Here is a 20,574-nt window from a genome sequence, read left to right as displayed (position 1 = left end):
CAATGCGCTCCTAGTGGCTCAGCCCGTACTTCTTGACCTTATCGAACAACGTGGTCTTGGCCATCCCCAGTTCCTGGCTGGCCTGGGTCAGGTTGCCGCCGCTGCGTTGCAAGGCATCGTTGAGCAGGTTGCGCTCGAACGCCTCCACCGCTTCGGTAAAGGCCAGCCCATGGTTGCCGCTGCTGGCGCCGCTTTTCTTGAACGCCGGCAAACCGAGGGCAAACCGCTCGGCCACGTTGCGCAGTTCACGCACGTTGCCCGGCCAGTCATGGCTCATCAGGCTGGACAGGGTCTGGTTGTCGAGGTCCGGCGCGGTGCGGTCGAAACGCAGCGACGACTGCTGCAGGAAGTGTTCGAACAACTGCAGGATGTCTTCGCGGCGTTCACGCAGCGGCGGCAGTTCCAGGGTCACCACGTTGAGGCGGTAGTACAGGTCGCTGCGAAACTGGTTGGCGCGGCTCAGGTCGTCGAGGTCGGACTTGGTCGCGGCGATCACCCGGCAATCCACCGCCACGCTCTGGTTCGAACCCAGGCGTTCCAGGGTGCGTTCCTGCAACACCCGCAGCAGCTTGATCTGCAGGTTCATCGGCATGCTTTCCACTTCGTCGAGGAACAGCGTGCCTTCGTGGGCGTGTTCGATCTTGCCGATGCGGCGCTTGCCGGCACCGGTGAACGCGTTGGCTTCGTGGCCGAAGATTTCGCTTTCGAACAGGTTCTCGGGCAGGCCGCCGCAGTTCAAGGCGACGAACTGGTGGGAGTGGCGCCGGCTGAAATCGTGCAGGCAGCGCGCGACCAATTCCTTGCCGGTGCCGGTCTCGCCCTCGATCAACACGTTGGCCGAGGTGTCGGCGACGTTGGCGATCAATTCCCGCAGGTTCTGCATGGCCGGGGAGCGACCGATGATTCGGCCTTCCAGCGAATCGCGCTCGGCCAGTTGCCGGCGCAGCGACCAGACTTCCCGGGCCAAACCGCGTTGTTCCAGGGCGCGGCGGGCTACGTCCACCAGGCGCTCGGGAGAGAAGGGTTTCTCCATGAAGTCATAGGCGCCGTTGCGCATCGCACCCACGGCCATGGAGATATCGCCGTGGCCGGTGATCAGCACCACCGGCAGGCTTTTATCCAGGGCCTTGAGCCGGGTCAGCAACTCCAGGCCGTCGATGCCCGGCAGGCGAATATCGCTGATGACGATGCCGGCGAAGTTTTCACCGACGAGGGTCAGGGCCTCTTCGGCACTGCCCACGCCCACGCTGGGAATGTCTTCCAGGGCCAGGGCTTGCTGGCAGCCGAGCAATACATGGGGGTCGTCTTCGACGATCAGGACGGTCAGGTCGGTGGTTTTTTCTGCGTTCATTTCGACTCGACTTGTTGAGGGCTCGCCAGCGGCAAACTCAGGACAAAGGCAGTACCACCGCTGGCCGGATGCTCGACGGCGAGGTTGCCGCCGGTCGCCGCCGCGAGGCTGGCCGACAGCGTGAGGCCGAGGCCCAGGCCTTGTTCGCCGGGTTTGGTGGTAAAGAACGGTTCGAACAAATGCTTGCGGGTCTCGGGATCAATCCCGTGGCCGTTGTCGCGCACCCGCAGGCGATATTTGCCGTCGGCGATGTCGCCTTCCAGCCACAGTTCGGGGGCCGGTTGCGCCTGCATCGCGTCCAGGGCGTTGCCCATCAGGTTGACCAGGATCTGCTCCAGGCGTGTCTGGTCGATCTGCAACTGCGCGCTGCTGAAGTGGCGGTGCACCGTCAGCGGCAGGGTCTCCAGGCGACTGCCGAGGATCTGGAACGTAGCGTCCACCGCCTTGCCCAGATTGGCTTCGCCCTGGTCATCGCCACGCCGGGCAAAGGAGCGCAGGCTGGCGGTGATGCGACCCATGCGGTCGATCAGTTCGTTGATGGTCTTGAGGTTGGCACTGGCGGTGTCCAGCGCCCCACGCTCAAGGAAGCGCACGGTGTTGCCCGACAGGGTACGCAGGGCGGCCAGTGGCTGGTTCAATTCATGGGCGATGCTGGTGGACATCTGGCCGATGGCCGCGAGTTTGCCGGCCTGCACCAGTTCGTCCTGGGCCCTGCGCAAGGTTTCCTCGGCCTGGCGCCGCTCGCGAATCTGGCTCTTGAGCCGCTCGTTGCTGGCCCGCAGGTCGGTGGTGCGTTCGGCAATCCGTCGCTCCAGCTGGTTATTGGCTTCCTGCAGGGCTTCCCGGGCGGCGAGGCGGGTGGCAATCACCTTGCGGCGCTCGTTCCAGGCAATCAGCAGGAATGCCACCAGCGCAAAGGCTACGGCCACCAGTATGCCCTGGTTGATGGCGGCCCGGCGCAGGTCGTTCAGCGGGGTGAGCAGGGTGAAATTCCAGGGGGTGTCGTTCAGCGGGCGGGTCTGGGCCAGGTAGCTGACCTCATGCTCGTCGGCCACCACTTCGCTGTTGGCCGGGAAGGTCAACTTCTCGGTGCCTTCGTTGAGGCGCTCGCGGGCCAGTGGTTCCAGCTCGTTGAGCGTCGCCCAGTAGTATTGCAGGCTGTGGGCAAGGCGGTCCTTGGTGTCATCGCTCAATGGCCGCACGGACTTGAGGCGACGGGCCGGGTCGCTGGAGAGAATGATGATGCCATTCTCGTCACTGACGAAGGCCTCCAGGCGCGCCCGCTGCCAGCGCTCTTCCAGCGCTTCCAGACGTACCTTGACCACGGCGACGCCGATGATCTTGCCGTGCTCTTCCAGACCATGGGCCAGGTAATAGCCGGGTTCGCCGTTGGTGCTGCCGATGCCGTAGAACCGGCCGGGCTGGCCGCGCACGGCATTCTGGAAATAGGCACGGAAGGACAGGTCTTCACCCTGGTAACTGTCGGCATCGCGCCAGTTGCTGGTCGCCAGCACACGGCCGGTGGTGTCCATCACGTAGATCGCCCGGCTGCGACTGCGCCGGTTCAGGCCTTCGAGGTAGTCGTTGACGGTTTTGCGGGTTTCTTGATTCGGGTCGGCCAACAGCCTGGAGACGCTGGATTCCAGCTCCAGGAGACTGGGCAGGTAGGTATATTTGCTAAGTTCGCTCTCGACGGTGCGGGCGTGCAGTTCCAGCTGGCGTTCGCCGGTATCGCTGAGGGTGCGGATCCCATAGAACTCACTGATCCAGAAGCCGACGTAACCCAGTCCGATCATCAGGGCGATGATCAGCGGCGGCAGGAACAATTGGCGAATCAGACGAGGCTTCACGGCAAGTGATGGCGGCGCGGCGCGAAAGAGGTTGGGGTCGCATTTCATCACAGATGCCTTGGGTCAACCAGTTGTGGTGAGTGGGGTTGCCCGACCCACCACAACAGGGCAGTGCTTAGTGCTGCAGGATTTTCTCGAGGAAGTGCTGCGCACGCTCGGAGCGGGCGCTGATGTCGCCGAAGAATTCCTCTTTCGGGCAGTCTTCGATGATCTTGCCGGCGTCCATGAAGATCACCCGGTCGGCTACCTTGCGGGCGAAACCCATTTCGTGGGTCACGCACATCATGGTCATGCCTTCCTGGGCCAACTGCACCATCACGTCGAGCACTTCGTTGACCATTTCCGGGTCGAGGGCCGAGGTCGGTTCGTCGAACAGCATGACGATCGGGTCCATCGCCAGCGCACGGGCAATCGCCACACGCTGTTGCTGGCCGCCGGAAAGCTGGCCCGGGTGCTTGTGGGCGTGAGCCGACAGGCCGACGCGCTCCAGCAGTTGCAGGCCCTTCTTGGTGGCTTCTTCCTTGCTGCGGCCCAATACCTTGATCTGCGCGATGGTCAGGTTTTCGGTGATGGTCAGGTGCGGAAACAGCTCGAAGTGCTGGAACACCATGCCGACGCGCGAGCGCAGTTTCGGCAGGTTGGTCTTCGGGTCGGCAATGGAGGTGCCATCGACCACCACGTCGCCTTTCTGGAACGGTTCCAGGGCGTTGACGCACTTGATCAGGGTCGATTTGCCCGAGCCGGACGGCCCGCACACCACGATCACTTCGCCTTTTTTAACCTCGGTGCTGCAATCGGTCAGCACCTGGAAGTCGCCATACCACTTGTTGATATTCTTGATAGAGATCATACGGCAAACCTTTTTTGCAGACGCTTGACCAGCAGCGAGGCGGAAAAGCTGATGATGAAGTAGACGACACCGGCGAAGATCAGGAACTCATTGGAGCGGCCGATGATGTCGCCGTTGGAACGGGCGGAGTTGAGGAAGTCCACCAGGCCCACGGTGTAGACCAGCGAGGTGTCCTGGAACAGGATGATCGATTGTTGCAGCAGCAACGGGGTCATCTTGCGGAACGCCTGGGGCAGGATGATCAGGCGCATGGTCTGGCCGTAGGTCATGCCCATCGCTTGCGCCGCGGCCATCTGGCCCTTGGGGATCGACTGCACGCCGGCCCGCACGATTTCGCAGAAGTACGCCGCCTCGAACATCATGAAGGCCACGACGCAGGAGGTGAACGCACCGATCGGGGTGTCTTCGCCGGTGATCCAGCGCAGCACGAACGGCACCGCCAGGTAGAACCAGGTGATCACCAGCAGCAGCGGGATCGAGCGGAAGTAGTTCACGTAGGCGCCGGCCAGGCGCGACAGCAGTTTGCTGGACGACAGGCGCATCAGCGCGAGGATCGTACCCAGGATGATGCCGCCGACCACGCCCATGACCATCAACTGCAAGGTCATGACCATGCCGTTCCACAGGCCCGGGATGGCGGGGATGATGCCGCTGAAATCGAAGTCCATTATTTACCCCCCACGGAGATCAGGCCGGGCACGGCGACTTTCTTCTCGACCACGCGCATCAGCAGCATCAGGCTCATGTTCAGGGTGAAATAGATCAGCGTGGCCAGGGTGAAGGCCTCGAACAGGTTGGCCGAGAACTCGGCGGTCTGTTTGGTTTGCGCCAGCAGTTCCATCAAGCCGATCAGGGACGCCACGGAAGAGTTCTTGAAGACGTTGAGGAATTCCGAGGTAAGCGGCGGAATGATGATCCGGTAGGCCTGGGGCAGCAGCACGTTCCAGTAGATCTGCGGCAGCTTGAATCCCATGGCGCGTGCGGCGGATTCCTGGCCCCGTGGCAGCGCCTGGATGCCGGTACGCACCTGTTCGCACACACGGGCGGCGGTGAACAGGCCCAGGCACACCACAACGCTCAGGTAGGCCGAGGTGGTCGGGTTGAGGTCTTGTTTGTACCAGTCCTGCAGGTTCTGCGGCAGCAGGTCGGGTATCAGGAAATACCAGATGAACAGCTGAACCAGCAGCGGTACGTTGCGAAACAGTTCCACGTAGCAGGTCGCGATGCCCGATACGATGCGGTTTGGCACGGTGCGCATGACGCCCAGAATGGACCCCAGCAGCAAGGCGATGATCCATGCCACGACGGCGATGGCAATGGTCCAGCCCAAGCCGGCGATGTACCAGTCGAGATAAGTCTCGCTGCCCACGCCGGTGGACTTGAAGAACACGCCCCAGTCCCAGTTGTAATTCATTAGGGTCTCCCCTCGAGATCGATCGATGTACAAGCACCCGCTTGGGGAAGATCCTTTCCCGCCCGACGGTGAACGCCAGGCACACGCGATCGGCTCGAAAACCGCCAGGTCGAGTGTTCCAAAATTAAAGCCAGCAGGTAGCAACAGACGCCTGAGGGAGGGTTGGCTCCCTCAGGACATAAGCTTAGTCAGGTATCAGATTTTTACGTCAGGCGCTGGCTTGTCGCTTGGGTTGGCGATCAGATCCTTGACCTTGTCGCTCATCGGGAAGTTGAGGTTCAGGCCTTTTGGTGGAATCGGGCTCTCGAACCACTTGCTGTAGATCTTGTTGATCTCGCCGGACTTGTACAGGCCGACGATCGCGTCATCCACGGCCTTCTTGAAGGCTGGGTCGTCTTTGCGAACCATGCAGGCGTAGGCTTCGAAGGACTGTGGAGTACCGGTGATGACCCAGTCGTCCGGCTTCTTGGCCTTGGCTTCTTCACCGGCCAGCAGGGCGTCGTCCATCATGAAGGCAACGGCGCGGCCGCTTTCCAGCATCTGGAAGGATTCGCCGTGGTCCTTGGCGGAGATGACGTTCATGCCCATCTGCTTGTCGGCGTTCATCGCCTTGATGATGCGCTCGGACGTGGTGCCGGCGGTGGTCACGACGTTCTTGCCTTTCAGGTCGGCGAAATCGCTGTAGGACGGCTTGCCTTCCTTGTCTTTCTTGACCAGCAGGCGGGTGCCGATTTCGAAGATATTGACGGTGAAGTCAACCTGCTGGGCGCGTTCGGCGTTGTTGGTGGTGGAGCCGCACTCGATATCCGCGGTGCCGTTCTGGATCAGCGGGATACGGGTTTGCGAGGTGACCAGGTTGTACTTGGTCTTCAGGTCGGGTTTGTTCAGGTCTTTTTTCAGGGCTTCAACGATAGCCAGCTGAATGTCGTGGGAGTAGCCCACGGGTTTGCCCGAACCATCCGCGATATAGGAAAACGGAATGGAGCTGTCGCGGTGAGCGAGAGTGATCGTGCCGGAGTCGTTGATTTTCTTCAGTGTGCCGGTGAGTTCGGCGGCGAAAACTGGAGTGCTGATCAGAGCAGCAGCGATAGCTGCGCCCAGGATATGGGGAACGATGCGCATCAATACTTCCTCGACATTTGTTTTTTTTATGAGACCGGTTGGGACGGCCACGTTTTTATATAAACAGTACTGCGAAAGCCTATGACGGCTCCTGAGGCGCCTCAGGCAATCGCCTACGAGTGTAGAGCATGAGTCGTGCCAGACCAGAAATAAAAGGTTAACCATATGATTTATATAGAGATTAACTTTGTGTTACGGGTTTTTTCTCCTGTTTTGGTCCGGCAAACCGAATAGGTTGAGCTATGGCGTTCGGAAAACCGAATGGCGGCGTGGGCCCGTATCGCCCATGAAAAAGCTCCGGGAGTGTGGCTCCCGGGGCTTTTGGGTGTGGCTCTGTCAGAACGTGTAGTCGGCCGACACCACTGCCGCGCGGCCATCGCCGGGCACTGCCCAACCGTTGTTGCGGATACGGGTGAGGTACTCCTTGTCGAACAGGTTGTTGATGTTCAGCTGCAGGTTCAACTGTTTGTTGACCTTGTAACCGAGCATCGCACGCTGCACCGCATAGCCGGGGGAAGTCGGCGAGTTGGCGGCGCTGACCAGGTACTGCTTGGTTTGCGCCGTGATGCCGTAGCCCACCTGGAAGTCGTAGGGCAGGTCGTACACCGTCCAGATGCTGGCTGCATGTTTGGGGGTGAAGGTCAGCGGCTCGCCTTTCTGCACGTCGATGCCGGTGGTCGCCAAGGTGTAATCGCTGGCGCTGCGCAGCACACGAGTGTTCAGGTAGGTGTAGTTGGCGAAGACTTTCCAGCGGTCAGTAAGTTGGCCGCTCAGGCCCAGCGCCACACCGTCTGCACGTGCCTTGCCGTCGAGGGTCTGGGTGCCGCTCAGGTTGCTCGGGTCGTTGTCGGCGACTTTATAGTTGGTGCGGTCATTGCGGAAGATCGCGCCCGTCAGCGACAGGGCGTTGTCGAGCAGGTCCCATTTGGTGCCGATCTCATAGCTGACGGCGGTTTCCGGGGAAACATCGCAGTTGTTGGTGGCGATGCCTGAGCTTTTGGCCGGGGTGTAGCAACCCCCATTGACGCTGGCCTGGGACGGCGTCTTGCTGTTGCCGTAGGCGATATAGAAGCTGCCGTTTTCCACCGGTTTGTAGACCAGCGCCAGGCGGTAGGAGGTCAGGTCATCCGCCTGGCCGTAGCGAGTGCCGGGCGTTTCCACGCCAGTGCTGGAATAGGCATTGGTCACCGAGCTGCCGGCGTTGTGCTCGTAACGCAGGCCGCCGTTGATTTCCCACTGTGGGTTGAGCTTGAGCGTGTCGAAGGCATAGGCGGCGCGGTTGTTCAGCGCGCCGTCAATGTGGGCGGCCCGGGTGAAGTTGACGGGGCCGGACCATTCGGAGTTCGGGTCGCTGTAGCTGACCGGTGGTGGGACGATGGTGCTGCCGTTGGCGTTGGTCAGCCATTTACCGGTATCCGCCTCGTATTCCTCGCGGCTGATGGCGATGCCGGTCACCAGCGTGTGGTCGATGAACCCGGTGCTGAAGTGGCTGGTGACGTCGGTCTGGTTGGTGAACATCTTGTTCTGGGTGTTGCGCTCGTTACCCAGTGAGCCGCCGCTTGGCTGGAAGTAGCCTGGCTGCAGGCCTGCGGCGCAAGGGGCGCCGGTGATCTGGGTGCCGCTGGCCAGGCAGCCGGTCAATGCACCTTCGGGGCCGGAAGCGCGCAGGTCCTGGCGCACCCGCTCGACGCGGGTGAAGTTGCGCACCGAGACGGCGTCGTTGAAGTCGTGTTCGAGCTTCAGGCTGAACGAGTCCGAGGTGATTTGCTGGTCATTGATGTTGTGGTAGCCGTAGTAGTCGCTCCAACCCACGCCCGGCATGGGCTTGCCGTTGTAGATGGGGATACCGTATTGCGGTGTGTTGTCGTCTTTCTGGTGCTCATAACTGACGGTGACACGTGTCGGCGTGCCCAGGCCAAAGGCGATGGAGGGCGCGATGCCCCAGCGTTCGTAATCTTCATAATCGCGGCCAGGCACGTCGTTACCATGGGCCATCAGGTTCAGGCGGAACGCGGTGGTGTCGTTCAGCGTCTGGTTGGTGTCCAGGGTGGTGCGCTTGTAGTTATCGGTGCCGATGCCCGCACTGATGGTGGTTTTGTCGCGTAATTCCGGCTGTTTGCTCACCAGGTTGATGGTGCCACCGACCGCGCCGGAGCCGGAATACACCGAACTTGCGCCGCTGACGACTTCGACCTGCTCCAGGTTGAACGGGTCGGTTCGGCTGTACTGCGCGCTGTCACGCACGCCGTCTACGTAGATGTCGCCGCTGGCGGAGAAGCCGCGCAGGTTGATGCTGTCGCCATACCCGCTGCCGCCTTCGCCGGCCCCGAAGGTGATCCCCGGCACGGTGCTGAGCACGTCGCGCAGGGTCAGCAGGTTCTGGTCATGAATGACTTCCTTGGGCACCACCGTGATGGTCTGCGGCGTGTCGCGCAGGGCCTCGGTGTACTTGGGGGAAGAAGGCGCCACAGGGTTGTAGACGCTCTGGCTCGGGGCCTGGCCTTCGATGCTGGTCGCGCCGAGTTGGATGACCCCTGTGTTGTCTTCTGGTGCGGGCTCCGCCGCGTAACTGAATCCTCCTTGCGCAGCCACTGCCAGGCCCACTGCCGACGCGAGCAAATGCCGCGATGAGAGGGGGGCAGAACTGATGCCGGTAGCCATTGAGTAATCTCTTGTTAGTGTTAGTGAGATGTGATCGTAATTGATAAGCGATCTCAAATGTAATACTTTGTAACCAAATAAATCATGAAACTTTTTGCGGTCCTTGATCGCTACTCGGGGCAGGAATGCAGAGCGCACAGCCAGGCAGCGAGCCCTCGGATATCGGTGATAACCCGCGTGCCTATGTGCGCTGGGTGATGCATGCGGCACAGCTGGGAGATGCCGACGCACAGGCGACCCTGGCCCAGCTGCTGCTCGACGGTCGTGGCGTGCAGAAGGATGAGGCGCTGGGGTTGAGCTGGTTTCGCATCGCTGCGCGGCAGCGTCACCCCATGGCGATCAACATGATCGGGCGCTGCCTGGAGAATGGCTGGGGCTGCGAGGTCGACTTGGAAGACAGTGCGCGGCATTACCGCAAGGCCGCCGATCTGGGGCTGGATTGGGGTTTGTATAACTACGGCCAGTTGCTGACGCGTGGCCGTGGTGTGGAGCGTGACCTTGTCGCGGCATATGAACTGTTCCGCCAGGCTGCGGCCAAGGGGCACGCCAAGTCGATGAACCTGTTGGGTCGGTTCCACCATGAAGGCGTGGTGGTGCCCAAGGATGTTCAACTGGCGCGCCAGTGGTATCAGCGCTCAGCCGAGGCCGGGGATTTCCGCGGGCAATACAACCATGCTGCGGAGCTGGCTCACGACGGCGACGAAGTGCAGGCCTGCCTATGGTTGGAGCGGGCTCTCGCGACGGCCACGCCAGGCTTTTTGCAGGCGGCTTATCCCGTGTTGCTGGGCTCTGCCTTCAGCGGGATTCGTGAAATGGGCCTGCGCTATCAGCGTCATCTGCAGGCATGAAAAAGCCCCTGGACCTTTCGGTGCAGGGGCTTTTTTACGTCGGGCTGATCAGGCCGCTTCGATCTTGCCGCGGTTGTGTTCAACCTTGGACAGGTAACGCTGCACGTTCTCCTGCTCCTGCGGCGTGGTGAACAGGCCCAGCTTGCTGCGGCGCCACAGGATGTCCTGGGGCTGAGTGGCCCATTCTTCAGCGCACAGGTAATCGACTTCGCGGGTGTACAGGCCGCCACCGAGGTGGTCACCCATGTCCGCCAGCGATTGCACGCCTTCCAGCAGGCGCCAGGTGCGGCTGCCGTAAGTGGTGGACCAGCGACGGGCAATCTCGCTCGGCACCCAGTCGTATTTGCTACGGATTGCATCGGCCAGGGCTTCTGGCGTGCTCATGTTTTCGCCGCCGGGCAGGGTGGCTGTAGCCGTCCAGCTTGGGCGCATCTGCGTGAAGTAAGGCGCCAGTTGTGCCATCGCCGATTCGGCCAGCTTGCGGTAGGTGGTCAGCTTGCCGCCGAACACCGACAGCAACGGCGCCTCGCCCGAGGTGCCGGACAGCGCCAGGGTGTAGTCGCGGGTCACGGCCGACGGGTTGTCGGACTCGTCGTTGCACAGCGGGCGCACGCCGGAATAGGTGTGCACGATGTCATCGCGGCTCAGTTGTTTCTTGAAGTGCGCGTTGACCACGTTGAGCATGTAGTCGGTTTCACCTTCGGTAATCGCCACTTTCGCCGGGTCGCCGGTGTATTCGCGGTCGGTGGTGCCGATGATGGTCAGGTGATTCAGGTACGGAATGGTGAAGACGATACGCTGGTCTTCGTTCTGCAGGATGTGCGCGTGGGCGCCTTCATACAGCTTCGGTACGATCAGGTGGCTGCCCTGGATCAGACGGATGCCGTAGGGCGAATCCAGCTTCAAGTCATCCTTGATGAACTTGGCCACCCACGGGCCGGCGGCGTTCACCAGCGCTCGGGCGCGGATCGAGAACAGGCTGCCGTCGGCACGTTCCATGTTCATTTCCCACAAGCCTTTGCTGCGGTGTGCGCTGACGCAACGGGTCTGGGTGTGGATGTGCGCACCCTTTTCCCGCGCAGCCATGGCGTTGAGTACTACAAGGCGGGCGTCGTCGACCCAGCAATCGGAGTATTCGAAGCCTTTGGTGATTTCGCTTTTCAGCGGGCTGTCGGGGCCGAACTTGAGGCTCTTGGAGCCTTCGAGTTTTTCCCGCTTGCCCAGATGGTCATACAGGAACAGGCCGGCGCGAATCATCCATGCCGGACGCAGGTGCGGGCGGTGAGGCAATACAAAGCGCATCTGCTTGACGATGTGCGGGGCCTTGGCCAACAGCACCTCACGTTCAGCCAGGGCCTCGCGCACCAGGCGGAATTCGTAATGCTCCAGGTAACGCAGGCCACCGTGGATCAGCTTGCTGCTGGCGGAGGAAGTGTGGCTGGCCAGGTCGTCCTTTTCGCAAAGGAATACCGACAAACCGCGACCGGCTGCGTCTGCTGCAATCCCGACGCCATTGATCCCGCCACCGATAACGGCGACGTCATAGACTTCGGCAAGCGGTGGGGCAGGCAAGGTAGAAGGGTTCATCGGCTGGCCTCGCAATCTTTTTCGTATTGGAATTCGAACATAAATGTTCATTTGCGAAAATGGTAGCTTATAAACGCAGGCACAGCCAGCCCGCTTCGATTGAAAATACTGATCGAAGGGCGAAGAAAGGAAAATTTGTGAACATCAGGGGGCAGGACACCCCCTGTATAGGCTTACACCACTTCCAGCCGAATCTTGTGCTGATTCAGCAACTGCACCAGTGCCGGGACCGGCTGCTGATCGGTGACTAAACAATCAATCAAACTGATCGGTCCCAGGCGAATCATGGCGTTGCGCCCGAATTTGCTGGAGTCCGCCGCCAGGATCACCTTGCGCGCATTGGCAATGATCGCCTGGGAAACCCGTACTTCCTGATAATCGAAGTCCAGAAGGCTGCCGTCTTCATCGATACCGCTGATGCCCACCAAGGCGAAATCGACCTTGAACTGGTTGATGAAATCAACGCTGGCCTGGCCTACCACACCGCCATCCCGGCGCACGTTGCCGCCGGTCAGGAGTACGTCGAAGTCGTCTTTGGCACTCAGCATCATGGCGACGTTGAGGTTATTGGTAATGATTTTCAGGTGGCTGTGGTTAAGCAGCGCACGCGCGATCGATTCGGTGGTGGTACCGATGTTGATAAACAGCGAGGCGTGATCGGGGATTTGCGCGGCGATGGCTTCGCCGATGCGCTGTTTTTCGTCGCGCATCTGGTCGGCACGCATGGCGTACGCGGTGTTTTCAACGCTGGAATCATAGGCTGCGCCGCCATGGTAGCGGCGCAACAGATTGGCTTCCGCCAGTTGATTGATATCGCGGCGGATGGTTTGCGGGGTGACAACGAAGATCTGCGCCATTTCCTCGATACTCACATAGCCGCGTTCGCGAACCAGTTCGAGGATTTGTTGCTGGCGGGGAGGCAGATTCATGGTGCGTCCTTTGGGCTGCCGTAAAAAGTGGCCCATGATGACGCAGGAATCTGCTCCCTGCCAGTTACAACCCTATGCGCGTCCGGCGCTTGGCTTATTCAGCGCCTTCGTGGGGTTCCCAGTCGCGGGTGCGGCTGACTGCTTTCTGCCAGCCGGCGTAGAGTTTTTCCTTCGCTGCTTCTTCCAGCTGCGGTTCGAATTGACGCTCGATTACCGCCTTGCCACGCAGTTCGTCCAGGCTGCCCCAGAAACCGCACGCCAGGCCGGCCAGGTAGGCGGCGCCCAACGCGGTGGTTTCGCGCATTTGTGGGCGTTCAACCTGGGTACCGAGGATGTCGGCCTGGAACTGCATCAGGAAGTTGTTGGCGACCGCGCCACCGTCTACCCGCAGGGATTTGAGGCGTTCGCCGGAATCCTGCTGCATGGCATCGAGTACGTCACGGGTCTGGTAGGCAATCGACTCCAGGGCTGCACGAATGATGTGATCCACGCGTACGCCACGGGTCAGTCCGAACAGCGCACCACGGGCATACGGGTCCCAGTACGGAGCGCCCAGGCCGGTGAAGGCTGGCACCAGGTACACGCCGTTGCTGTCTTTGACCTTGCCGGCGAAGTATTCGGTGTCGGTGGCATCGGCGATGATCTTCAGCTCGTCACGCAGCCATTGCACGGTGGAACCGCCGTTGAACACGGCGCCTTCCAGGGCGTAGGCCACTTCGCCACGCGGGCCGCAGGCGATGGTGGTGAGCATGCCGTGCTTGGATTTCACCGCCTTGTCGCCGGTGTTCATCAGCAGGAAGCAGCCGGTGCCGTAGGTGTTTTTCGCCTGGCCCGGTTCTACGCACATTTGGCCAAACAGCGCCGCCTGCTGGTCACCGGCGATACCGCCGATGGCGATACCGCTTTTGGTGCGACCATAGATTTCCGAGGAAGACTTCACTTCCGGCAGCATTTCGCGCGGCACGTCGAGAATCTCCAGCATCTTGGCATCCCACTCCAGCGTGTGGATGTTGAAGAGCATGGTGCGCGAGGCGTTGGTGTAGTCGGTGACGTGGGTCTTGCCGCCGGTAAATTTCCAGATCAGCCAGCTGTCGATGGTGCCGAACAGCAGCTCGCCGTTACGCGCACGTTCGCGACTGCCTTCGACGTTGTCGAGGATCCACTTGAGCTTGGTGCCGGAGAAGTACGGATCGGTGACCAGGCCGGTGGTGTCGTTGATGTATTGTTCGTGGCCGTCGCGCTTGAGCTGCTGGCAGATCTCGGTGCTGCGGCGGCATTGCCAGACGATCGCGTTGTAGATCGGGCGGCCGGTGATTTTGTCCCAGACCACGGTGGTTTCACGCTGGTTGGTGATACCGATGGCCGCGACCTGGTCATGGTGCAGGCCGGCTTGTGCCAGGGCCTCGACCATCACCGCGCTCTGGGTAGCGAAAATCTCCATCGGGTCATGTTCGACCCAGCCGGCTTGCGGGTAATGCTGGGTGAATTCACGCTGGGCGGTGCAGACCACGTTGGCGTCACGATCGAAGATGATCGCCCGGGAACTGGTGGTGCCCTGATCGAGGGCAATGATGTAGTTCTTATTCTGAATGTCGGTCATGTCGATTGCCTTGGACGGAGAATAGGGAAGTCAGTAAACAGCCTGGGCCGCAAAAGGGCAGTACGGTCCAGGCTATCGCATCAGGAAGTACGGGTTTTGGCGGTGGCAGCCGCGTCGGTTGCATCAGTTGTAGCAGGTGCGGCGCTGGGCAGGTGACGGGCAATCAGCCCGCGATAGGCGGCAGCACCGAGGCAGGCGCCGACAATCGGCGCAAAGATCGGAATCAGGAAGTAAGGAATGTCGCGCCCGCCAGTGAAAGCCATTTCACCCCAACCGGCGAAAAAGGTCATCAGCTTGGGGCCGAAGTCGCGGGCCGGGTTCATCGCAAAGCCGGTCAGCGGGCCCATGGCACTGCCGATCACGGCAATCAGCAAACCAATCAGCAGCGGCGCCAACGGGCCGCGGGGCAGGCCGTTGTTGTCATCGGTCAGGGCCATGATCACGCCCATCAGGATCGCGGTGATGACCATTTCCACCAGGAACGCCTGGGCCGTGCCCAGCAGCGGATGCGGGTAGGTGGAGAACACCGACGCCAATTCCAGGCTAGCCTGGGTGCCGCGAATCATGTGGTGGGTTTGTTCGTAATCGAAAAACAGGTTGCTGTAGAGCGTGTAAACCAACGCGGCCGAACAGAAGGCCCCGGCGACTTGGGCGATGATGTAGAACGGCAGTTTGCGCTTGTCGAAATCGGCAAAGATGCAAAGGGCGATACTGACCGCCGGATTCAGGTGAGCCCCGGAAATGCCGGCGCTCAGGTAGATCGCCATGCTGACGCCGATCCCCCAGATGATACTGATTTCCCACAACCCAAAGCTGGCACCCGCGACCTTGAGCGCAGCAACACATCCGGTACCGAAGAAGATCAGCAACGCAGTGCCCAGGAATTCGGCCATGCATTGACTTGAAAGTGAAGGCTGTTGAAGAGCAGTTGTCATGGAAAACCTCTGTTTTTGTTGTTGTCTGGCGTTTTGCCGCAACGGGCAATCGGCGATTTTCACCGTGGCGAGGATCCCCATCCTGTTCGCGGCTTACTGCTGTGAATCCGTAGGTGCATTCCTACAGTATTCGTAAACGAAAAAATATAGACAAGAATGACGGCTGTCAAAGGTCGAAAGTGAACGATCGGTCATTTTGTAATTATTGGTGTGATGAATGATCGTGCCGTGGGCGCGGGAAGCGGCAGGGAAGGTGCGCGTGAGGGCGTGGCAGAGGGCTTCGGACTAGAGCCTTTTGCTTGTTGTTGGCCTAGAATTGGCTGTCTGTTTTTTCACCTTTTTGCCAAGCCTGGAGCCCACATGACGCCCGCATTGGACCTGTTGAAAAAAGTTCGCGCCGAACATCGAATTCACAGTTACGAACATGACCCCAAGGCAGCGTCCTATGGTCTGGAGGCCGCGGAAAAATTGGGCCTGGACCCGGCGCAGGTGTTCAAGACCCTGCTGGCCAGCAGTGAAAAAGCCGAGCTGCTGGTGGCGGTTGTGCCGGTCGTCGGAAGTTTGGATTTAAAGGCGTTGGCGCAGGCGGCGGGGGTAAAAAAGGTCGAGATGGCAGACCCGGCAGCGGCGCAACGGGCCACCGGTTACTTGTTGGGCGGCATCAGCCCGCTGGGGCAGAAGAAACGCCTGCGCACCTTCATCGATGTGACGGCGCAGTCGTTTCCGACAATTTTTATCAGTGCGGGGAGAAGGGGGCTTGAGGTGGAGTTGGCAGCGACAGTGCTGGCCGAACACACCCAGGCCAAGTTCGCGGAAATTGGCCGGGCGTGATGCGTTGACGTCAGGAGGCGGTGCTGTAGCGTCGAACGCCTGACTCAACCTGAGGGATTTGTGCTGCGGTGCTGCCTGAGGCCTGGAACAACACCAGGTGCTCGGCTGCCACGCGAATGCCCACGTCGGCACCGACCAAGTGATCGGCGTGGCTGGGGAAGATCGACTCCAGCTGAGCGCCTGTCGGCAGCTGCAAGCGATACAGGGTCGACGCGCCGAGGAACGTCTTGCCGACAATCCGCGCCTTCAAGGCGCTGTCCGGTGCATAAACGATGTCGTCCGGGCGCAGCAACACATCCACCGCGCCGCCGGTTGGCCAGGTGTAGGCACGATTGCCGCGCAACTCCCCCAGTTCGGTGGTAACCGATTCCGGCGTGTTCAACTGCCCGCGAATGAAGTAACCCTGGCCAATGAAGCTGGCGACAAAGGGTGTCAGCGGTTCGTGATAGAGGTTGTAGGGCGTATCCCACTGCTCCAGGCGACCCTCCTTGAACACGCCGACATGGTCACTCACTGCGAAGGCTTCTTCCTGGTCGTGGGTCACCAGAATCGCACTGGTGCCCCGCGCCTTGAGGATATCGCGTACTTCGTGGCTGAGTTTGCGCCGCAGTTCGCCGTCGAGGTTGGAGAAGGGTTCGTCCAGCAGCAACAATTGCGGTTCCGGCGCCAGGGCGCGAGCCAGGGCGACGCGTTGCTGCTGGCCGCCCGAGAGTTCGTGGGGGAAGCGCTTGCCGAGGTTTTTCAGGTTCACCAGTTCCAGCAATTCAGCGACCACACGCTCTTTTTGCGGGTGCTTGCGAATGCCGAAGGCGATGTTGTCAGCCACGCTGAGGTGTGGAAACAGCGCGTAGTCCTGGAACACCATGCCGATCCGACGTTTCTCCGGGGCCAGTGTGAAACCGGCGCTGGAAATGACTTCGCCTGCCAGGCTGATCTCGCCTTCATGCACCGGCTCAAACCCGGCAATCGCTCGCAGGGTGGTGGTCTTGCCGCAGCCCGAGGAGCCCAGCAGGCAACCGATGTCGCCGGCGTTGAGGTGCAGATTGAGGTTCTGCACCACCCGTTGGTCTTGATAGCCGCATGCCAGATTGCGCAGGTTCAGCAGTAGTGGCTGGCTCATGCAGGACGGTACGCCGGCGCAACCAGAAACTCGAGCAGGGCTTTTTGTGCGTGCAGGCGGTTTTCCGCCTGGGCCCAGGCTACTGAACGTTGATCGTCCAGCAGGTCGAGACTGATTTCTTCGCCACGGTGGGCGGGCAGGCAGTGCATGAACAGCACGTCCGGCGCGGCCAGGTCGAGCAGGGCGCGGGTGACCTGGAACGGGGCGAAGAGCTTGAGGCGCTTGGCGGTTTCCTCTTCCTGGCCCATGGAGGTCCACACGTCGGTGCTCACCAGGTGTGCGCCGATGACCGCCTCACGCGGGTCGCGGACGATGGTCACGCGGTCGCCGGCCTCGGCCAGGAAACGTGCATCCGGCTCGTAGCCTTCAGGGCAGGCAACGCGCAATTTGAAGTCGAACTGGATCGCCGCTTCTATATAGCTGTTGCACATGTTGTTGCCGTCGCCGATCCAGGCCACGGTCTTGCCCTGGATCGAGCCGCGCTGTTCGAGGAAGGTTTGCATGTCGGCCAGCAACTGGCAGGGGTGCAGGTCATCGGACAGGCCGTTGATCACGGGCACTCGGGAGTTGGCGGCAAATTCGGTCAGGGTGCTGTGGGCGAAGGTACGGATCATCACCGCATCCAGCATGCTCGACATCACGATCGCGCAATCGCTGATCGGCTCGCCACGGCCCAGTTGGGTATCGCGAGGTGACAGGAAGATAGCCTGGCCGCCGAGCTGAATCATGCCGGCTTCGAAAGACACGCGGGTGCGGGTGGACGACTTCTCGAAAATCATCCCGAGCACGCGGTTTTTCAAAGGCTCGAACAGTACGCCGCGGTTACGCAGGTCTTTAAGCTCAATGCCTCGACGGAGCACGCTGACCAGCTCTTCGGGCGTGCAATCCATCAGGGAGAGAAAGTGCCTTGCGCTCATCATTAACTACCTTTTTGCAACAGACCGCAGATACTCAAAGCCTGGTTTATTTTGAAAACGGGCGAGACCTGCGGCGAAAGCCGCACGGGGCGACGAAATAGGGGAAGGCGCGATCTTATAATTAAATGTCGCGTCTTACCAATAGGGCTACAGTTTTTAGGGGAGTTCAAGGACGCGGGGAGGGCGCTTTTGAAGCCTGTTTCCTGACAGCAGCGGGTCATTTGTACACTGGCGCTGCGCCACATTGCAATGCGTGAGGGCGGGCTGAGGCCGGGCTGCGTCGGTTTCAGCGGGCTGCCGGAGGCTTCTGAAACATTTCCTGATGTTTCCTCATGGCCTGGCCTGATGCCCCTGGATTCACACGACGAACGTTGCTGGCGCTGCTGCCCCGGGCGGGCCATAGTTTTCGTCCGAAGCGCCTAGCCCACAATGAAAGAGACTGGCCATGACCAAGACTCTCCACCACCGTGCCTGCCATCTGTGCGAAGCCATCTGCGGCCTCACACTGGAGACCACCCAGGGCGAAGACGCAAGCCTGGCGATCACTTCGATCAAGGGCGACCCCCTGGATACGTTCAGCCGTGGCCATATCTGCCCCAAGGCCGTGGCCCTGCAAGACATCCAGAATGACCCGGACCGCCTGCACCAGCCCATGTTGCGGGTGGGCAGCGAATGGCAGCCGATCCCGTGGGAAGACGCCTTTGTACTTGTAGCCGAGCGCCTGGCCGCGATTCAGGCGCGTCACGGGCAGAATGCGGTGGCGGTGTACCAGGGCAATCCGAGCGTGCACAACTATGGCCTGATGACCCACAGCAACTACTTCCTTGGCCAGCTGAAGACCCGCAATCGTTTTTCCGCCACCTCGGTGGACCAGTTACCCCACCACCTCACCAGCCACCTGATGTACGGCCACGGCCTGTTGCTGCCGATCCCGGACATCGACCATACCGATTTCATGCTGATCCTCGGCGGCAACCCGTTGGCGTCCAACGGCAGCATCATGACCGTGCCGGATGTGGAGAAACGCCTGAAGGCCATCCAGGCTCGCGGCGGTAAAGTCGTGGTGGTTGATCCGCGCCGCAGCGAGACGGCGGCGATGGCCGACCAGCATCTGTTCGTGCGCCCGGGCGGCGATGCGGCGTTATTGTTCGGATTGCTCAATACACTGTTTGCCGAGAACCTGACCCGTGACAGTCACCTGCCGGTGGACGGCCTGGATGACGTGCGCCACGCCGTGGCCGGATTCACCGCCGAGGCCATGAGCCGTCAATGCGCGGTACCCGCCGAGCAGATCCGCCAGTTGGCCCGGGACTTCGCCGCGGCCGATGCGGCGGTGTGCTATGGCCGCATGGGCGTATCGACCCAGGCGTTTGGCACGCTGTGCCATTGGCTGGTGCAGTTGATCAACCTGGTGACCGGTAATCTGGATCGAGTCGGCGGGGCCTTGTGCACCACGCCGGCAGTCGACCTAGTAGCTTCCACCTCCGGTGGGCATTTCAATCGCTGGCAAAGCCGGGTTTCCGGGCGACCGGAGTACGGGGGCGAACTGCCGGTGTCGGCACTGGCCGAAGAAATGCTCACCGAGGGTGAAGGGCAAATCCGTGCGCTGGTGACGGTGGCGGGCAATCCGGTGCTCTCCACGCCTAACGGCCGGCAGTTGGAACAGGCGCTGGATGGCCTGGAGTTCATGGTCAGCATCGACCTGTATATCAACGAGACCACGCGTTACGCCGACCTGATCCTGCCGTCCACCTCGGCCCTGGAAAACGATCACTACGACACCACCTTCAATATGTTCGCGGTGCGCAACGTCACCCGTTTCAATCGCGCCATCCTGCCGAAGCCCGAGGGTGCGTTGCATGATTGGGAAATCTTCGTCGGCCTGGCCCGGGCGTTTGCCGAGAAGACGGGTAATACACTCAAACCGACGATGCCGCCTGCGCAGATGATCGACTTCGGGCTGCGGGCCGGGCCTTATGGCGACAGGTTGTCCATTGCCGCGCTGGCCGATCACCCTCATGGCCTGGACCTCGGGCCGCTGAAACCCAACCTCGCAGGCCGCCTGAAAACCGCCAATGGCCATCTGCAGGCTGCACCGTCGGTGATCCTTGCCGACCTGGCGCGCTTTGCCGCGCAGCCGGTGCCCGAGGTGAATGAGTTGCTGCTGATCGGTCGCCGGCATGTGCGCAGCAACAACTCCTGGATGCATAACTACCACCGGCTGGTGAAGGGCAAGCCTCGCCATCAACTGCTGATGCATCCGGATGACCTTGCCCATCGCCAGTTGACTGACGGGCAGCGGGTACGGGTCAGCTCGCGGATCGGCATGATCGAGGTGGAAGTGTTGGCCAGTCTCGACATGATGCCCGGCGTGGTCAGCCTGCCTCACGGTTGGGGCCACGGCCGCCCTGGCGTGCAGATGACCATCGCCAGCGGGCAGCCGGGGGCGAGCGCGAATGACCTGACGGATGAGCGGCAACTGGATGAGCTGTCGGGCAACGCAGCGTTGAACGGCGTGCCGGTGCAGGTGGCGGCGGCGTAAGGATTGTCTGTCGGGGA

The 20,574-nt window shown here is 61.0% G+C and carries 16 protein-coding genes; 3 read left to right on the top strand and 13 right to left on the bottom strand.

All coding sequences use genetic code 11. The features are described from left to right. Positions 1 to 10: 10 nt before the first annotated feature. The 7 genes from V6607_RS26975 to V6607_RS26945 form a co-directional block, all read right to left on the bottom strand. Positions 11 to 1,351 (bottom strand): sigma-54 dependent transcriptional regulator, encoded by a 1,341-nt coding sequence (locus V6607_RS26975; RefSeq protein WP_003208736.1) that lies wholly within the window; start codon positions 1,349 to 1,351, stop codon positions 11 to 13. Then, positions 1,348 to 3,249, bottom strand: a complete 1,902-nt coding sequence (locus tag V6607_RS26970) for a sensor histidine kinase (protein ID WP_003208735.1) — start codon at positions 3,247 to 3,249, stop codon at positions 1,348 to 1,350. Before V6607_RS26970 ends, V6607_RS26975 begins: the two co-directional genes overlap by 4 nt. Positions 3,250 to 3,316: 67 nt before the next feature. After that, entirely contained in the window at positions 3,317 to 4,051 is a 735-nt protein-coding gene (locus tag V6607_RS26965) for an amino acid ABC transporter ATP-binding protein (RefSeq protein WP_003208734.1), read from the bottom strand. Next, the gene (locus V6607_RS26960; RefSeq protein ID WP_003208733.1) at positions 4,048 to 4,719 is read right to left on the bottom strand and encodes an ABC transporter permease subunit; all 672 of its coding nucleotides are present in this window, start codon (positions 4,717 to 4,719) and stop codon (positions 4,048 to 4,050) included. Before V6607_RS26960 ends, V6607_RS26965 begins: the two co-directional genes overlap by 4 nt. Next, entirely contained in the window at positions 4,719 to 5,465 is a 747-nt protein-coding gene (locus V6607_RS26955) for an amino acid ABC transporter permease (protein WP_003208731.1), read from the bottom strand. Before V6607_RS26955 ends, V6607_RS26960 begins: the two co-directional genes overlap by 1 nt. A 195-nt stretch (positions 5,466 to 5,660) precedes the next feature. After that, a complete protein-coding gene (locus tag V6607_RS26950) occupies positions 5,661 to 6,587 on the bottom strand; it encodes a glutamate/aspartate ABC transporter substrate-binding protein (protein WP_008433481.1) in 927 nt (308 codons plus the stop codon). Between the two features lie 336 nt (positions 6,588 to 6,923). After that, entirely contained in the window at positions 6,924 to 9,248 is a 2,325-nt protein-coding gene (locus tag V6607_RS26945; protein ID WP_134327270.1) for a TonB-dependent siderophore receptor, read from the bottom strand. A gap of 125 nt (positions 9,249 to 9,373) precedes the next feature. Between V6607_RS26945 and V6607_RS26940 the strand changes: the two genes are divergently transcribed. Then, entirely contained in the window at positions 9,374 to 10,096 is a 723-nt protein-coding gene (locus V6607_RS26940; protein ID WP_003208726.1) for a tetratricopeptide repeat protein, read from the top strand. A 48-nt stretch (positions 10,097 to 10,144) separates the two neighbouring features. On the opposite strand, the gene glpD is transcribed toward V6607_RS26940, so the two are convergent. The 4 genes from glpD to V6607_RS26920 all read right to left on the bottom strand — a co-directional run bounded on the left by glpD (position 10,145) and on the right by V6607_RS26920 (position 15,147). Further along, positions 10,145 to 11,683, bottom strand: coding sequence for a glycerol-3-phosphate dehydrogenase (gene glpD / locus V6607_RS26935; RefSeq protein WP_008433488.1), 1,539 nt, complete (start codon positions 11,681 to 11,683; stop codon positions 10,145 to 10,147). 173 nt (positions 11,684 to 11,856) lie between these two features. Then, positions 11,857 to 12,612 carry a DeoR/GlpR family transcriptional regulator gene (locus V6607_RS26930; protein ID WP_134327269.1) on the bottom strand — a complete coding sequence of 252 codons (756 nt, stop codon included), beginning with the start codon at positions 12,610 to 12,612 and terminating at the stop codon, positions 11,857 to 11,859. A 94-nt stretch (positions 12,613 to 12,706) separates the two neighbouring features. Next, positions 12,707 to 14,212: a glycerol kinase GlpK gene (gene glpK / locus V6607_RS26925; RefSeq protein ID WP_003208721.1), complete on the bottom strand. Its 1,506-nt coding sequence runs from the start codon at positions 14,210 to 14,212 to the stop codon at positions 12,707 to 12,709. An 80-nt stretch (positions 14,213 to 14,292) separates the two neighbouring features. Next, positions 14,293 to 15,147: an MIP/aquaporin family protein gene (locus V6607_RS26920; protein ID WP_134327268.1), complete on the bottom strand. Its 855-nt coding sequence runs from the start codon at positions 15,145 to 15,147 to the stop codon at positions 14,293 to 14,295. Between the two features lie 360 nt (positions 15,148 to 15,507). Between V6607_RS26920 and ybaK the strand changes: the two genes are divergently transcribed. Next, positions 15,508 to 15,978 (top strand): Cys-tRNA(Pro) deacylase, encoded by a 471-nt coding sequence (ybaK, locus tag V6607_RS26915; protein WP_003208718.1) that lies wholly within the window; start codon positions 15,508 to 15,510, stop codon positions 15,976 to 15,978. 10 nt (positions 15,979 to 15,988) lie between these two features. Here ybaK and V6607_RS26910 read toward each other — a convergent pair whose 3' ends face one another. Both V6607_RS26910 and argF read right to left on the bottom strand, forming a co-directional pair. Further along, positions 15,989 to 17,098: an ABC transporter ATP-binding protein gene (locus tag V6607_RS26910; RefSeq protein WP_008433494.1), complete on the bottom strand. Its 1,110-nt coding sequence runs from the start codon at positions 17,096 to 17,098 to the stop codon at positions 15,989 to 15,991. Next, positions 17,095 to 18,015 (bottom strand): ornithine carbamoyltransferase, encoded by a 921-nt coding sequence (argF, locus tag V6607_RS26905; RefSeq protein WP_134327267.1) that lies wholly within the window; start codon positions 18,013 to 18,015, stop codon positions 17,095 to 17,097. Before argF ends, V6607_RS26910 begins: the two co-directional genes overlap by 4 nt. 445 nt (positions 18,016 to 18,460) lie before the next feature. On the opposite strand from argF, the gene V6607_RS26900 reads away from it, so the two are divergent. Then, a complete protein-coding gene (locus V6607_RS26900; RefSeq protein ID WP_087695279.1) occupies positions 18,461 to 20,557 on the top strand; it encodes a molybdopterin oxidoreductase family protein in 2,097 nt (698 codons plus the stop codon). The last annotated feature ends 17 nt before the right edge of the window (positions 20,558 to 20,574 follow it).

Source organism: Pseudomonas sp. KK18 (assembly GCF_037094675.1).
GTDB lineage: Bacteria > Pseudomonadota > Gammaproteobacteria > Pseudomonadales > Pseudomonadaceae > Aquipseudomonas.
The sequence above is the reverse complement of the archived record's forward strand: the minus strand, read 5'-3'. Positions and strand labels throughout refer to the sequence as shown.